The sequence below is a fragment of the Streptomyces sp. NPDC059866 genome (genome assembly GCF_042731325.1).
Taxonomy (GTDB): domain Bacteria; phylum Actinomycetota; class Actinomycetes; order Streptomycetales; family Streptomycetaceae; genus Streptomyces; species Streptomyces flavusporus.
The window spans coordinates 12,389-27,216 of the sequence record NZ_JBHWJT010000023.1 but is presented as its reverse complement, the minus strand read 5'-3'; the positions used below and the strand labels follow the sequence as shown (position 1 = coordinate 27,216).

General features: G+C 68.6%; 12 protein-coding genes and 1 pseudogene. 2 read left to right on the top strand and 11 right to left on the bottom strand.

The window, feature by feature from the left end; all coding sequences use genetic code 11:
- Nucleotides 1-10: 10 nt before the first annotated feature.
- From ACFV7R_RS31365 to ACFV7R_RS31355, 3 genes are read right to left on the bottom strand one after another with little or no spacing between them, the layout of a single operon-like run.
- Complete coding sequence (locus tag ACFV7R_RS31365) at nucleotides 11-2,020, bottom strand: ABC transporter permease (RefSeq protein WP_385269471.1); 2,010 nt, start codon at nucleotides 2,018-2,020, stop codon at nucleotides 11-13.
- Nucleotides 2,020-3,105, bottom strand: a complete 1,086-nt coding sequence (locus ACFV7R_RS31360) for a glycine betaine/L-proline ABC transporter ATP-binding protein (protein ID WP_385269470.1) — start codon at nucleotides 3,103-3,105, stop codon at nucleotides 2,020-2,022. The genes ACFV7R_RS31365 and ACFV7R_RS31360 overlap by 1 nt, the downstream gene beginning before the upstream one ends.
- Nucleotides 3,106-3,125: 20 nt before the next feature.
- A complete protein-coding gene (locus ACFV7R_RS31355; RefSeq protein WP_385269469.1) occupies nucleotides 3,126-4,595 on the bottom strand; it encodes an aldehyde dehydrogenase family protein in 1,470 nt (489 codons plus the stop codon).
- A gap of 217 nt (nucleotides 4,596-4,812) precedes the next feature.
- Between ACFV7R_RS31355 and purU the strand changes: the two genes are divergently transcribed.
- Nucleotides 4,813-5,694, top strand: coding sequence for a formyltetrahydrofolate deformylase (purU, locus tag ACFV7R_RS31350; RefSeq protein WP_385269467.1), 882 nt, complete (start codon nucleotides 4,813-4,815; stop codon nucleotides 5,692-5,694).
- Between the two features lie 183 nt (nucleotides 5,695-5,877).
- Here the strand turns inward: purU and ACFV7R_RS31345 are convergent.
- The 3 genes and pseudogenes from ACFV7R_RS31345 to betA form a co-directional block, all read right to left on the bottom strand.
- Nucleotides 5,878-6,498: pseudogene (locus ACFV7R_RS31345) on the bottom strand (alpha/beta fold hydrolase); the annotation flags it as partial.
- A 12-nt stretch (nucleotides 6,499-6,510) separates the two neighbouring features.
- Nucleotides 6,511-7,347 (bottom strand): 5,10-methylenetetrahydrofolate reductase, encoded by an 837-nt coding sequence (locus ACFV7R_RS31340; RefSeq protein ID WP_385269465.1) that lies wholly within the window; start codon nucleotides 7,345-7,347, stop codon nucleotides 6,511-6,513.
- Nucleotides 7,348-7,350: 3 nt separating this feature from the next.
- A complete protein-coding gene (betA, locus tag ACFV7R_RS31335; protein ID WP_385269463.1) occupies nucleotides 7,351-9,021 on the bottom strand; it encodes a choline dehydrogenase in 1,671 nt (556 codons plus the stop codon).
- Nucleotides 9,022-9,223: 202 nt separating this feature from the next.
- On the opposite strand from betA, the gene ACFV7R_RS31330 reads away from it, so the two are divergent.
- Nucleotides 9,224-9,970: an IclR family transcriptional regulator gene (locus ACFV7R_RS31330; RefSeq protein ID WP_385269707.1), complete on the top strand. Its 747-nt coding sequence runs from the start codon at nucleotides 9,224-9,226 to the stop codon at nucleotides 9,968-9,970.
- A 1-nt stretch (nucleotide 9,971) separates the two neighbouring features.
- Here the strand turns inward: ACFV7R_RS31330 and ACFV7R_RS31325 are convergent, their stop codons facing one another.
- From ACFV7R_RS31325 to ACFV7R_RS31305, 5 genes are all read right to left on the bottom strand, one after another.
- A complete protein-coding gene (locus ACFV7R_RS31325; protein WP_385269461.1) occupies nucleotides 9,972-11,102 on the bottom strand; it encodes an aromatic ring-hydroxylating dioxygenase subunit alpha in 1,131 nt (376 codons plus the stop codon).
- Nucleotides 11,103-11,232: 130 nt separating this feature from the next.
- On the bottom strand, nucleotides 11,233-12,396 hold the full coding sequence (locus ACFV7R_RS31320; RefSeq protein ID WP_385269459.1) for an NAD(P)/FAD-dependent oxidoreductase: 1,164 nt from the start codon (nucleotides 12,394-12,396) through the stop codon (nucleotides 11,233-11,235).
- Nucleotides 12,393-12,755: a bifunctional 3-phenylpropionate/cinnamic acid dioxygenase ferredoxin subunit gene (locus tag ACFV7R_RS31315; protein WP_067276415.1), complete on the bottom strand. Its 363-nt coding sequence runs from the start codon at nucleotides 12,753-12,755 to the stop codon at nucleotides 12,393-12,395. Before ACFV7R_RS31315 ends, ACFV7R_RS31320 begins: the two co-directional genes overlap by 4 nt.
- A gap of 214 nt (nucleotides 12,756-12,969) precedes the next feature.
- Nucleotides 12,970-13,599 carry an MBL fold metallo-hydrolase gene (locus tag ACFV7R_RS31310; RefSeq protein WP_385269457.1) on the bottom strand — a complete coding sequence of 210 codons (630 nt, stop codon included), beginning with the start codon at nucleotides 13,597-13,599 and terminating at the stop codon, nucleotides 12,970-12,972.
- Nucleotides 13,599-14,684, bottom strand: coding sequence for an S-(hydroxymethyl)mycothiol dehydrogenase (locus ACFV7R_RS31305; protein ID WP_385269455.1), 1,086 nt, complete (start codon nucleotides 14,682-14,684; stop codon nucleotides 13,599-13,601). The genes ACFV7R_RS31310 and ACFV7R_RS31305 overlap by 1 nt, the downstream gene beginning before the upstream one ends.
- Nucleotides 14,685-14,828 lie beyond the last annotated feature (144 nt).

The window sequence follows — 14,828 nt, the reverse complement described above, 5'->3', positions numbered from 1 at the left end:
CAGTTGCTCCTTACGCGCCGGCACGCCGCGCCGCTGCCTGAGTGATCCGGTCGAACATGACTCCGAGAAGGACGATGGCCAGCCCCGCGGCGAGCCCCTTCCCGTACAGCTGTCCCTGCGAGAAGCCGGCCACGACGTCGTAGCCGAGGGCGCCCGCGCCCACCAGGCCGCCCACCACAACCATCGACAGCACGTAGATCAGGCCCTGGTTGGTGGCGAGAGTCAGGGCGCCGCGTGCCATCGGCAGTTGGACCTTGGTGATGATCTGCCAGGTGTTGCACCCGGCGGAGGTGGCCGCCTCCACGGTGGTGGCGGGCACGTTCCGCACCCCGTCCGCGATGATCTTCATGGCGACGGGAGCCGCGTAGACGACGGCGGCGACGATTGCCGTGAAGCGGGTCGCGCCGAACAGCGCGAGGAACGGCACGAGATAGACGAACGGCGGCATGACCTGTGCCGCGTCCAGGCTGGGCCTGAGCATCCGGTCCACGAGCGCGCTGCGTCCCATCCACACGCCGAAGACCATGCCGAGCAGCATCACGAGCACCGTGGCGACGACGGTCGACGCCAGCGTCGTCATGCTGTCCGACCACACTCCGGTGCCGACCAGCAGTCCCACGCACACCGTCGTGGTGATGCCGGCGCGCCAGCCGCCGAGGACGACACCGAGCGCGATCAGGGCCGCGCCCACGAGCCACCACGGGGAGTCGGTGAGCAGTGTCTGGAACGGGTTGAGCAGACCGTTGGTGATGGCGTCGCGGAAGGCGTTGGTGATGCCCGACAGGTTGTCCTGCGCCCAGGTGGTCACGGTGTCGGCCCCGCTCGAGACGGCACTGCCGGTGCCTCCCTCGCCGGGGAACTCCGCCGCCCATACATAGGTGTGCGACAGGTAGATCAGGACAGCCGTGACCGCCGCGCCCACGCCCAGCAACGGGCGTCGCCAGGTCAGAAAGCGGTACTTCGAACGCCGGGCCGCCTCCTCGCGTCCGCTCGCCGCCGTGGTGACCCGGTCCAGCACTATGGCCATGACCACGATGGCCAGACCCGCGTTGAAGGCCGTGCCGACGTCGAGCGACTGCAGCGCCTGGACGACCGTCTTGCCGAGGCCGGGCGCGTCGATCAAGGCGGCGATGGTCACCATGGCCAGAGCGGCCATGATGGTCTGGTTCACGCCCATGACCACGGTCCGCTTGGACATCGGCAGCAGAACCTTCATCAGGGCCTGCCGTCGCGTGGCACCCAGCGAGTCGGCCGCCTCGACCGTGGTCTTCGGTACGGAACGGATGGCGTGCGCGGTGATGCGGATCGCGGGCGGAGCCGCATAGATCAGCGTGGCGATGGTGGCGGACGCCGGGCCGATGAGGAAGAAGAGGGTCAGCGGGGCCAGGTAGACGAAGGTCGGCATCGTCTGCATGAAGTCCAGGAAGGGCGTGATGATCCGGTTGACCCGATCGGACAGCCCCGCCCACACACCCAGCGGGATCGCGAACAGCAGCGCCACGAACACCGCGGAGACGGTGAGCGCCAGGGTGTCCATGCTCTCCTGCCACAGGCCCTGCAGGCCCAGGAAGGTGAAGCCGGCCACCGCCAGCAGCGCGACCCGCCAGTTGCCCACGGCCCAGGAGACATAGCCGGCGATGCCGACGACACCCAGCCAGCCGATCTGCGGGACGGGGCGGTCGACGGAGGGCTGTGAGATCAGCTCCTGGACGAAGGTCACCAGGGAGTCGATGACCAGGCGGATCTCGTTGAAGAAGTACAGGAAGAGCGGGTTGGAGTTGCGGTTCGCGCCGATCGAGTCGTTGACGTCGTTGAACCACCGGTGCAGATCAGTCAGGTCCGCCGCGGCCAGGGCCAGGGTCTGCTTTCCGCGCAGCACAAGGAACAGCACCAGCCAGACGACGAGGATCGCCGCCACCACCATGGACCGGCTGACCTTGCGCACGCTCTTGGCGGGAGCGGCCTGCTCCACGGCCTGAGTCTTCTCCGGTTTCTCTGTTTTCTCCACGGCGACGGTCATCACGCGCCGCCTTCCTGCCCGGCGACCACCACGAGGATCTCCTCGTCGCCGACGATGCCGAGCAGCTTGCCGTTCTCGACGACCTTGACCGGCTTGTCGGCCGCGAGCACCGCCCGGGTGGCCTCCTTCACCACGACGTCCGGGCCCAGCTCGGGACCGTCCAGGGCGTCGCCGTCCGCCGGCGGGCGCATGATCCACCGCAGGGTCAGCACGTCGCCGCGCGGCACGTCCTTCACGAACTCGCGCACGTAGTCGTCCGCCGGGGCACCCACCAGCTCGTCGCCGGTGCCGCACTGGACCATCTTGCCGTCGCGCATGATCAGGATGCGGTCGCCCAGCTTGAGGGCCTCGGAGAGGTCGTGGGTGATGAACACCATCGTCTTGCCGACCTCGTGGTGCAGGCGGATGACCTCGTTCTGCATGTCGCGGCGGATCAGCGGGTCGAGCGCCGAGAACGGCTCGTCGAAGAAGAGCACGTCCGGATCACCGGCCAGCGCACGGGCCAGACCGACGCGCTGCTGCATACCGCCGGACAGCTGGTCGGGGTAGGAGTTCTCATAGCCCGCGAGGCCGACCAGCTCGACGACCTCCTGGGCCCGCCTGGTGCGCTCGGCCTTGCCCATGCCGCGGATCTCCAGACCGAACGCCACGTTGTCGACGACGCGGCGGTGAGGCAGCAGACCGAAGTGCTGGAACACCATGGAGAACTTCCGGCGCCGCAGGTCGCGCAGGCGCTTGTCGTCCGCCTCGCGGATGTCCTCGCCCTCGAACACGACCTCACCGACGGTGGGTTCGATCAGCCGGGTCAGACATCGCACCAACGTGGACTTGCCGGAGCCGGACAGGCCCATGACGACGAAGACCTCACCGGGCGAGACGTCGAAGTGGACGTCGCGTACGGCGGCGGTGCATCCGGTGCGGTCCATGAGCTCGCGGCGGGTGAGCCCGCACAGCTCCTCGGAGTCCGGGACCTGGTCGGCCTTCGGCCCGAACACCTTCCACAGCCTGCGCACGGATATGATCGGGGTGGAGCCCGAGTCCTGGGGCGTGCCGAGCCGCTGCAGCACCTCGGTCTGTGTGGTCACGTTCGACCTTCTTTCGGCGTTCAGCCGCGGAACCAGTGCTGCGGCCGGGGTTGGATGTTCTGCCAGATGTGTTTGGGCTCTCGGTACTCGTTCAGGCCGGTCGGTCCCAACTCCCGGCCCACACCCGAATGCCCGAAGCCACCCCATTCCGCTTGCGGCACATAGGGGTGGTAGTCGTTGATCCACACCGTGCCGTGGCGCAGCCGCCGGGCAACCCGCTGGGCCTTGCCGGCGTCCTGCGTCCACACGGCTCCGGCGAGTCCGTACTCGGTGTCGTTGGCGATGCGTACGGCGTCGTCCTCGTCGGTGAAGCGCTCCACGGTGAGCACCGGCCCGAACGACTCCTCGTGCACCACGCGCATGTCCTGCCGGCACTCGTCGAGCACGGTGGGCAGGTAGTAGTGGCCGTTCGCCAGCGCGGGGTCGTCGGGCCGTGCGCCGCCGCAGCGCAGTACGGCGCCTTCGGCGAGGCCGGACGCGACGTACGCCTCGACCTTCTCCCGGTGCTGTGCGGAGATCAGTGCTCCGGTCTCGGCCTCGGGGTCGAAAGGACCGCCGAGGCGGATGTGCCGGGCTCGGCGGACGACCTCGTCGACGAAGCGGTCGTGCAGCGAGTCCTCGACGATCAGCCGTGCACCGGCCGAGCAGACCTGCCCCGAGTGCAGGAAGACGGCCGTGAGGGCGAAGTCCACGGCCGTCTCGAAGTCGGCGTCGGCGAAAACGACGTTCGGGTTCTTGCCGCCGAGCTCCAGCGCGACCTTCTTCACGGTCGCGGCGGCGGTGGCCATGATGCGCTGGCCGGTCTCCAGACCTCCGGTGAAGGAGACCATGTCCACGGCCGGGTCCTCGGACAGTGGTGCGCCCACCTCGGACCCGGTGCCCAGGACGAGGTTCGCGGCGCCCGCCGGGAGCCCTGCCTCCTCCAGTGCCTTCATCAGCAGGATCGAGGTGGAGGGGGTGAGCTCACTGGGCTTGAGGACGATCGTGTTGCCGGCGAGGAGTGCGGGGGCCACCTTCCAACTCGCCTGCAACAGCGGGTAGTTCCAAGGGATGATCAGTCCGCACACGCCAACCGGCTCATACACGACGCAACTTACGGCGTCATCGCGGCCGGTGTCGATCACCCGGCCGGCGTCGGTGCCTCCGAGGCCGCCGTAGTAGCGGAAGCAGGAGACGACATCGGCGATGTCGTACTCGCTCTCCACCAGCCGCTTGCCGGTGTCCAGAGACTCCGCGCGGGCGAATTCCTTGGCGTCGCGCTCGATGAGGTCGGCGGTGCGCAGCAGCAGTGCGCCGCGCTCTCGCTCGGAGGAGCTCGGCCAGGGCCCCTCGTCGAAGGCCCGGCGGGCCGCGGCGATCGCCGCCTCGGTGTCGGTGCGTGTCGCTTCCGAGACGGTCGCCGCGAGCGTGCCGTCAGCGGGACATCGGATGTCCCGGTGCCCACCGGCCACCGGGTCCCGCCATTCGCCATCCACATACAGGTCTGCCACGCGCCGAGCCTTTCAACCGAAATTCGTTGCGCATCGTGCACCGGATTGCTTGTGGTGGAACACCTTGGCGAATGCCCGAACAGACGTCAAGAGGTTGACCGATGACGATTTGGCCATGCGATCACTTACCCGGCCGCCCTTGACCACAAGCAACACCGAGCCGACCATGTTGCGTATCGCTCACCATGTTGTGCAATGCGCACCGACGGAGGCCGACGTGTCCCCTAAGTTCCCTCGACCGCAATCTGGCCGTGAGTACGTCCTCACCCTCTCCTGTCCGGACAGCGCCGGACTGGTCCACGCCGTGAGCGGCTTCCTCGTCAGGAACTCCGGCAACATCCTGGAAAGCCAGCAGTTCGACGATCGGCTCCAGGGCCGCTTCTTCATGAGGGTCCACTTCGACGTTTCCGATCCAAACGCCGAGCTGGAACAACTGCGTTACCGGTTCGGTCCCGTGGCCCAGGCCTACGGCATCTCCTGGCCCCTGAGCGACGCGGCCACGCCGACCCGGACGCTGATCATGGTGTCCAAGTTCGGCCACTGCCTGAACGACCTGCTCTTCCGCCGGCGCACCGGCGCCCTCAACATCGAGATCCCCGCGATCGTCTCCAACCACCGGGACTTCGAGGGACTCGCGGAGACGTACGGCATCCCCTTCCACCACATCCCGGTGACCAAGGAGACCAAGGCGGACGCCGAGGCGCGGCTGCTGGAGCTCGTGCGTGAGCTGGACATCGACCTGGTGGTGCTGGCCCGCTACATGCAGATCCTCTCCGACGACCTGTGCAAGCAGCTGGAGGGCCGCGCCATCAATATCCACCACTCCTTCCTCCCCAGCTTCAAGGGCGCGCGCCCCTACGAGCAGGCCTACGCGCGCGGAGTGAAGCTCGTCGGCGCGACGGCGCACTATGTGACGCCGGACCTCGACGAGGGCCAGATCATCGATCAGGACGTGGTCAGGGTGGACCACTCGCTCGACCCCGGTGAGCTGGTCACGGTAGGGCGGGACGTGGAGGCGCAGGTGCTCGCGCACGCGGTGAAGTGGCACAGCGAGAGCCGCGTGATGGTGGACGGCAACCGCACGGTGGTCTTCCGCTGAGCCGCACTGATCGTGGGGCGGGACCGGATTCCGGTCCCGCCCTTGTCGTATACGGCCCACGCGCGCTGTTCCTCGATCAGAGCGGCTGGTGGAGGAAGGCGATGAGCGCGGCTGTGAGTTCCGCGGGGCGTCCTCCTGGACAAGGTGGCCGGCGCCGGCGATCGGTTCGAATCGCGCGCCGGGGATGAGAGCGGCGAGCTCGCGCCCCTTCGCCACCGGGACCCAGGTGTCGTCCTCGCCCCAGCAGACAAGCGTGGGGACGCCGATCCCGCTGTACCGGCCTGGATCTCGTCGGTGTAACGCTGGTCGGCCTGGGCGATCTGTCGGTAGGAGTGCGCGCGGCAACTGCTCGAAAACATCGGAGTGCTCGCCGACCAGCCGGAAGAACGGAGAGCCCCACGGCGCCAGCGCGACCGGATCCACCAGTGCGAGGGCCCGGTAGGGGGCGCCGTGCAGCAGATGCGCCCGTAAGGCGACCGCGCCGCCGAAGTCGTGGGCGACCACGAGCGGTTCCTCCAGACCCCAGTGGCTCAGGAGCTCGGTGAAGACCTGTCCCTGGGCGGCCAGGGACACATCCTGGCCCACTGCCTTCTCGGAGGTCCCGTAGCCGGGCATGTCCCAGACGAACACCTGATGGTGTCGGGCGAGCGAGCGGGCGACGGCACGCCAGACATACGAGGAGAACGGGGTGCCGTGCAGAAGGACGACCGGCAGTCGGCCGGGCTGCCCCAGCCGGTCCCAACGGACGTCACCTGATGTGCTGTTGAAGGTTCGAGGCAGCTTCCAATCGGTGTCCGTTGCCATCCTTCTCCTGGTTCAGCCGCCCAGCCGGTCCAGCAGCGCGCGGCGCCACCGCTCCGTTTCGGCGATCTGGTTGAACGTGAACAGGTGCAGACCGGCCACCCCCGCCGAGGGTGCGGTGATGGCCTCCTCCGTGCGGGTCAGCAGCCTCTCGGGTGCATACCCTCCGGGTGCCGCGAAACGCAGGAACCACGAGGCGTGCTTCGTCAGGAAGCGTGTCGACTCCCCCACCCCGATCTTCGTGGCCATCGCCAGCAGCTTCGCCCGCTGTACGGGCCCCGCAATGCCCACATGGACCGGCAGGGTGACGTCCCGGCGCCGTATACGAACGAGCCACTCCCCCAGCACCCGCGGGTCGAAGCAGAGGTTGCTCACGATGTACGTGGCGTGCTCGCGCTTGTCCCACATCGCCTGGATGGTGACGTCGTCGTGGATGAGCGGATGGCTCTCGGGGTAGCCGGTGACGCCGACGTGAGTGAAGGGCCTGCCCAGCTCGCTCAACCTGCGCAGCACCGGCAGCGCCCCCTCGTACGCCCCGGCGGGCGGGTCGGCGTCGCCGGCCGGGACGAAGATGTCGTCCACGCCCGCCTCGCGGAGTCGGCCCGTGACCTCCTTCAGGTGCAGGTCGTCCCGCAGCAGCCGCGCCGGTACGTGCGGGACGACCCGGTAACCGTGCGCCGCGAGCCGGCCGGCGAGATCGAGGGTCGGTTCCAGGCCCTTGACCGGCGACGCCGTCACGGTGACGACGACGTCGCGCGGGACATGGGCGAGGACCTTGTCCTCGGTCGCCTTTGCGGGCAGCACCTCGTAGCGGACGCTGTCCAGCAGCGCCCGGAGCCCTGCGGCGCCCAACGCCTACTCCGCCTGCTTCTGGACGTCGCGGTGGCGGTAGTACGCGGCCTTCGACGGCTCCGGCGGCTCCTTGCCGAGGATCAGATCGGCGGCCTTCTCGGCGATCATCATCACCGGGGCGTAGATGTTGCCGTTGGTGACGTAAGGCATCACCGACGCGTCCACCACACGCAGACCCTTCACGCCGTGTACCCGCATGCTCGTGGGGTCGACGACGGACATCCCGTCGGTGCCCATCTTGCAGGTGCAGGATGGGTGCAGGGCGGTCTCGCCCTCCTTCGCGACCCAGGCGAGGATCTCCTCGTCCGTCTCCACCGACGGTCCCGGCGAGATCTCCCCACCGTTGTAGGGGGCGAGCGCGGGCTGGTTGAGGAGCTTGCGGGCCACGCGGATCGCCTCGACCCATTCGCGGCGGTCCTGCTCGGTGGAGAGGTAGTTGAAGCGCAGCGCCGGGTGCTCGCGCGGGTCCTTGCTCTTGATCTTCACCGAGCCGATGGCGTCCGAGTACATGGGTCCGACGTGCACCTGGTAGCCATGGCCACCGGCGGGCGAGGAGCCGTCGTAGCGGACCGCGACCGGCAGGAAGTGGAACATCAGGTTGGGGTAGTCGACGTCCTCGTTGCTGCGGGCGAAGCCACCTGCCTCGAAGTGGTTGGTGGCAGCCGGACCCTTGCGGAAGAGCCACTGCAGTCCGATGAAGGGGGCGCGCCACTTCGCCATGTACGGCTGCATGGAGACCGGCTGCTTGCAGGCGTACTGGACGTAGACCTCCAGGTGGTCCTGCATGTTCTCGCCGACGCCCGGGAGGTGGTGGACGACGTCGATGCCGAGGGCGCGCAGTTCCTCGGCGTTGCCGACGCCGGAGAGCTGGAGCAACTGCGGGGAGTTGATGGCGCCGCCGCAGAGGATGACTTCCCTGGCGCGGACCTGCTGGAGCGCTCCCCAGCCGCGCTGGAACTCGACACCGACGGCGCGCTTGCCCTCGAAGAGGACGCGGGTGACGAAGGCCCGGGTCTTGACGGTGAGGTTCGGCCGCCTCATCGCGGGCTTGAGGTATGCCTTCGAGGCCGACAGACGGCGTCCGCAATGGACATTTCGGTCGAACTTGGCGAAACCTTCCTGCCGATAGCCGTTGACGTCGTCGGTGGGGGCGTGGCCCGCCTCCTGGGCGGCCTTCAGGAAGGCGCCGAAGAGGGGGTTGGTCGCCGGGCCGCGCTCCAGGACGAGGGGGCCGTCGTGGCCGCGGAACTCGTCGTCCGGGTCGGCCACCAGACAGTTCTCCATCCGCCGGAAGTACGGCAGACAGTGTGCGTAGTCCCAGGTCTCCATGCCCGGGTCGGCGGCCCAGCGCTCGTAGTCCATGGGGTTGCCGCGCTGGAAGATCATGCCGTTGATGCTGCTGGAGCCGCCCAGCACCTTGCCGCGCGCGTGGTAGATGCGCCTGCCGCCCATGTGAGGTTCGGGCTCGGACTCGTACTTCCAGTCGTAGAACCGGCTGCCGATCGGGTAGGTCAGCGCCGCCGGCATGTGGACGAAGACGTCCCACGGGTAGTCCGACCGGCCTGCCTCCAGGACCAGCACCCGGTTGGCCGGGTCAGCGGAGAGTCTGTTCGCCAGTGCACTGCCGGCCGAACCGCCACCGACGATGACGAAGTCGTATTGCAGGGGAGCCATGGTGCCTCGTCTCGCTCGCGCCGTAGATATGCGAGGCATGCTAAACCCGGTCGCGCTATACGCACCAGGTTGCGAACAGCGCAACTTCCAACGCCTTCGTTTCGGTACGGTTACTTGCAAGGGCGTTGTTTACTACGCGTATAGTTTCACTGTGAGCAACTACAGCCCTGACACAGAAACGTCGAATTCGCAAGCCGGCGGCGTGCAGTCGGTGGACCGCGCCATCAGCGTCCTGGAGATCCTCGCCCAGCGTGGCGAAGCGGGCGTCAGCGAGGTGGCGGGCGAGATCGACGTGCACAAGTCCACTGCCTTCCGCCTGCTCGGCGCCCTGGAGGCGCGCGGCCTGGTGGAGCAGGCCGGCGAGCGCGGCAAGTACCGGCTCGGCTTCGGCATCGTCCGCCTGGCCGGCGCAGTCACCGGCCGTATCGACATCACACAGCAGGGCCGCCCGGTCTGCGAACGCCTCGCCGCGGAGATCGGCGAGACCGTCAACATCGCCGTCATGCAGGAGCACTACGCGATCAACCTCTACCAGGTGCGCGGCCCGGGCGCGGTCACCGCGCACAACTGGGTCGGCCAGCTGACGCCGCTGCACGCCACGTCGAGCGGCAAGATCCTGCTGGCCCACCTGCCCGCGAAGGAGCGCGCCGCGCTGCTGTCCGCCGTCGGCATGAAGAAGGTCACCCCGCACACCATCACCGCGAAGACGAAGCTCGAGAAGAACCTCGCCGAGGCGCGGGAGCGGGGCTACGCCTTCACCCTGGAAGAGCTGGAGATCGGTCTGCACGCCATGGCCGCGCCGGTCCGCAACCGGGACGGCGAGGTCATCGCGGCGCTCAGCGCCTCCGGGCCCTCCTACCGGTTCACCGAGGAGCGCCTGCACGAGCTCTCCCCGGTGCTGATCAAGGGCGCCGAGGAGATCAGCCACCGGATGGGCTACCTGGGCTGAGTCACCCCTGAGGCGTGCCCAGGCGCTCGTTCACCCAGTCGTGGAAGACGCCGATGTGGTGCTCGCTGGGCACCAGCACGCCCCCCTTGGCGTACATCCGGGAGCTCATTCCGGGCTGCGTGCGCTCGCAGGCGTCGAAGTCCTGCTGGTTGACCCGGTGGAAGAGTTCCACGGACCGGCTGACGTCCTTGCCGCTCTCGACGACGTGCGGGAGGTAGAGCCAGTCACACTCGACGATCGTGCGGTCCACGGACACCGGATACATCCGGTGGAAGATCACGTGGTCGGGCACGAGGTTGATGAAGACCTGCGGCCGGACGGTGATGGCGTAGTAGCGGCGGTCCTGGTCCTCGGCGACCCCGGGAATGCGGTCCAGGCCCTCCGAGCCGTCCACGGTGAAGCCCTGGACCTCCTCACCGAACTCGGCACCATGGCCCACGTAGTACTGGGCCGCGTAACCGTCCGCGAACTCAGGCAGGACTTCGGTGAGTTCGGGGTGAATCGTGGCACAGTGGTAGCACTCCATGAAGTTCTCGATGATGAGCTTCCAGTTGGCCTTCACGTCGTAGACGATCCGCTTGCCGACGGAGAGGCTCTCGATGCCGTAACGCTCGATCGACTCGACGTCGCCGAGACGGGCGACGACCTCACCGATGACGTCCTCCTCGAAGGAGGGCGGGTTCTCCGCCAGGCAGACCCACACATAGCCGAGCCATTCCCGCACCGCCACACTCACCAGGCCGTACTCGGTGCGGCCGACATCGGGCATCTTGGTGAGGTTGGGCGCCGCTACGAGCTTGCCGTTCAGGTCGTAGGTCCAGGCGTGGTACGGGCACTGGAAGGCACGCTTGACCTCGCCGGCCTCCTCGGTGCAGAGCTTGGCTCCACGGTGCCGGCACACGTTGAAGTACGCACGGATGGAGTTGTCACGCGCCCGGGTGACGAGGATGCTCTCGCGGCCCACGTCTACGGTGCGGAAGGCGCCGGGCTTCGCCAGCTCCGAGGCGCGCGCGACGCAGAACCACATGGTCTCGAATATGCGCTCCTGCTCCTGCGCGAAGATCTGCGGATCCGTGTAGGAGGAGCCGGGGAGAGTGGCGATCAGGCTGTCCGGCAGGCTGGTCGAGGTCACGGTGCACTCCTCGGGAGAACGTCGTGGAGGGGTCATTCACGCGCCGGGAAGAGCGACTCCGGACGGCGTTGTGTATGGAGCAACGATGTGTGCTATGTGAAACCGAGCATGAGATGGCGGTGGGGCGGTGTCAAGATGCGGTGGCGGCGAGCTGCTTGCGCCAGCGCATGAACAGCCGCGGCTGGTTCATCCCGAGCACGGCGACCGGGTCCCCGGCCCGCCGGTAGACGGCCAGGACATCGCGTTCGTCCGCGGCGCCCGCCTCGATGGTCACACTGTCCGCGCCGGCCGCGTGACCGGCGAACTGGATCTTCACGCCATACTGGTCGGACCAGAAGTACGGCGGCCTGGGCACACCCGGTTCCACCGCACCCCCCGCCAGCAGCGTGGCCACCGCGGCGTCAGGGCGCTCACGCGCACCGGTCCAGTGCTCGACGCGGCGATGGAGGCCCGCGCGCGGGTCGTACCAGTTGGCGCAGTCACCGACCGCGACCACACCGGCCAGGCTGGTGCGGCCGTCCGCACCGCACTTGACGCCGTTGTCGAGAACGAGGCCGGAACCTTCCAGCCACTCGACGCACGGGCGCGCGCCCACACCGACCACGACGATGTCGGCGGGGATGCTGCGGCCGTCCTCGAGCAGGACGGCGTCGACGCGGGTCTCCCCGCTCAGCCCCTTGACACCCACGCCGCACAAGAGCCGTACGCCGTGGTCGGCATGGAGGGCGGAGACGACGGCACCCATGGTCTCGCCGAGCGGTCCGGCGAGCGGCGTCGGGGCCGCCTCCACGACGGTCACCTCGAGCCCGAGGGCGTACGCGGTGGAGGCGACCTCGGCGCCGATGAAGCCGCCGCCGATCACCACCAGCCGTCCGCCGCGGGCCAGTTCGTCCCGCAGGGCGCGGGCGTCGTCAAGGGTGCGCAGGGTGTGCACTCCGGCCAGACCTTCGGAACCGGGAAGGGTGCGCGCCGCGGCGCCGGTCGCGATGACGACACCGTCGGCGGGCACCTCCCGTCCGTCAGCGAGCCGGACGGCACGCTGCGCGTATTCGAGTCTGGTGGCGCGGACGCCCAGCAGCCACTCCGCCTGCAGGTCCTCGTCGTCCGTCTCCAGGGCGAGTTCGGCCTCGCCGAAAGTGCCGGCCAGGAACTCCTTGGACAGCGGGGGCCTGTCGTACGGGCGGTGGAGCTCGTCTCCGATGACGACCAGCCGACCGTCGTAGCCCTGCTTCCGCAGTGAGCGCGCCGCCGACAGGCCGGCCAGCGAGGCGCCGACCACGGCGACGGTCCTCACGCGGGACCCCCGGCGAGCCGGGCTGCGACGCAGGGCGGCAGGTTGGGCGCCTCCGTGGACAGCCGGACGTAGATCATGCCGTCCTCGACGACGACCTCGTGCGTCCGGACCGGAAGCTTGGCCGGCGGGGCGTCGACCGCACCGGTCCTCAGGTCGAACTTCGAAGCATGCAGCGGGCATTCCACCTCGCAGCCCTCCAGCCAGCCGTCGGCGAGCGAGGCGTCCTGGTGGGTGCAGGTGTCGTCGATGGCGAAGAGTTCGCCGTCGTCGGTGTGGAACACCGAGACCGGCGGATCGATGTCGAGCCGGTGGGCCTCGCCTCGCGGGAGATCCTCGAGACGGCACGCGGGAATCATCATGACACCTCGGTGCGTATAACGAAACGGATTGCGGTAAGCGCAACATCAGTCTGAGGTCGCCCAGAACCCTTGTCAAGGCATTCAGAGGGCACCCCGAGCCACCCATCGTGTTGCGCGATTCAGAACACAGTTCACATAGAACAACAGCAGCCCGCCGCATCGGCTCGCGATGGCAGCGAGCCGAGGGCGGGCGCGTGAGGGTCGCCGGTGGGCGTCAGAAACCTCGGTCGATCCACTCCTGGAGGTGCGGGGCCTCGGCCGCGATGCTGGTCGCCTCCCCGTGCCCGGTGTGCACGACGGTGTCGCCCGGCAGCGTCAGCAGCCGGTCCCGGATCGACTCGATGATGGTCGGGAAGTGGCTGTACGACCTTCCTGTCGCCCCCGGCCCACCGGCGAACAGCGTGTCGCCACTGAAGAGCGCCGTCAGGGCCGGCGCGTACAGGCAGACCGCGCCGGGGGCGTGGCCGGGCGTGTGCAGAACGGTCAGCTCGATGCCGGCCACCGTGAGGCCCTGGCCGTCGGTCAGTTCGGCGTCCGGCGCCTTGTCGGGGTGGGTCTGCTTCCACAGCGGCAGGTCGTCCGGGTGGAGGAGGACCGGAGCACCCGTGCGCGCCGCGAGTTGGGGCGCGGCGTCGATGTGGTCGTTGTGCGCGTGCGTGCACACGATGGCCCGCAGGGTACGCCCACCGACGGCCTGGGCGATCGCCTCGGCGTCATGCGCGGCGTCGATGACGATCGCCTCGGTGTCGTCGCCGACGATCCACACGTTGTTGTCGACGTCCCAGGTGCCGCCGTCCAGCGAGAACGCCCCCGAGGTGACGAGGTGTTCGATGCGGGCGGCCATCAGAGGACCACCACCGAGCGCAGCACGTCGCCGTGGTGCATCCGCTCGAAGGCCTTCTCGACCTCGTCCAGCGCGATGGTCTCCGTGACGAAGGCATCCAGGTCCAGACGGCCCTGCAGGTAGAGGTCGATGAGCATCGGGAAGTCCCTGCTCGGCAGGCAGTCGCCGTACCAGGAGGACTTCAGCGCGCCGCCCCGGCCGAAGACGTCCAGCAGCGGCAGCTCCAGCTTCATCTCCGGGGTCGGCACACCGACCAGGACGACGGTGCCGGCGAGGTCGCGGGCGTAGAAGGCCTGCTTGTACGTCTCCGGGCGGCCGACCGCCTCGATGACGACGTCGGCGCCGAAGCCGCCGGTCAGCTCGCGGATCGCCTCGACCGCGTCGGCGTCCTTGGAGTTGACGGTGTGGGTCGCGCCCAGCTTCTTGGCCGTCTCCAGCTTGCGGTCGTCGATGTCCACCGCGATGACCTTCGCCGCGCCCGCCAGGTTCGACCCGGCGATCGCCGCGGCCCCGACCCCGCCGCAGCCGATGACGGCAACCGAGTCGCCCCGTCCGACGTTCCCGGTGTTGATGGCCGCGCCGATACCCGCCATCACGCCACACCCCAGCAGACCGGCGGCGGCCGCCGACGCGGTCTGGTCGACCTTCGTGCACTGCCCGGCCGCGACCAGCGTCTTCTCTGCGAACGCACCGATGCCCAGCGCCGGCGAGAGCTCGGTGCCGTCGGTCAAGGTCATCTTCTGCTTCGCGTTGTGGGTGTTGAAGCAGTACCACGGCCGTCCGCGCAGACAGGCCCGGCACTGGCCGCACACCGCACGCCAGTTGAGGATGACGAAGTCTCCGGGGGCGACGTCGGTGACCCCCTCCCCCACCGACTCCACGACACCCGCGGCCTCGTGGCCCAGCAGGAACGGGAAGTCGTCGTTGATGCCGCCCTCGCGATAGTGCAGATCGGTGTGGCAGACCCCGCAGGCCTCGATCTTCACCAGCGCCTCACCCGGATCCGGGTCGGGCACGATGATCGTTTCCAGGCTGACGGGGGCGCCCTTGCCCCGCGCGACGACAGCACGGACCTGGTGCGTCATGGCCACTCCTCGGCTGGTCGAGACTTGAATCAGATGTTGCTCATTACGGCACACATCTCATGTGCCGCAACACAGCATCGTGGAGTGCCGACCGGGGGTCAAGGAGCTCGACGGGGTTCCCTCAGCCGGCCATGAGCGCGGCGG

What these genes read in the sequence shown, in the direction of transcription:
- ACFV7R_RS31365 (WP_385269471.1), bottom strand. Translation starts at nt 2,020, where the DNA reads ATGACCGTCGCCGTGGAGAAAACAGAGAAACCGGAGAAGACTCAGGCC.
- betA (WP_385269463.1), bottom strand. Translation starts at nt 9,021, where the DNA reads ATGGCTCCCCTGCAATACGACTTCGTCATCGTCGGTGGCGGTTCGGCC.
- ACFV7R_RS31315 (WP_067276415.1), bottom strand. Translation starts at nt 12,755, where the DNA reads ATGATGATTCCCGCGTGCCGTCTCGAGGATCTCCCGCGAGGCGAGGCC.
- ACFV7R_RS31310 (WP_385269457.1), bottom strand. Translation starts at nt 13,599, where the DNA reads ATGGCCGCCCGCATCGAACACCTCGTCACCTCGGGGGCGTTCTCGCTG.
- ACFV7R_RS31305 (WP_385269455.1), bottom strand. Translation starts at nt 14,684, where the DNA reads ATGACGCACCAGGTCCGTGCTGTCGTCGCGCGGGGCAAGGGCGCCCCC.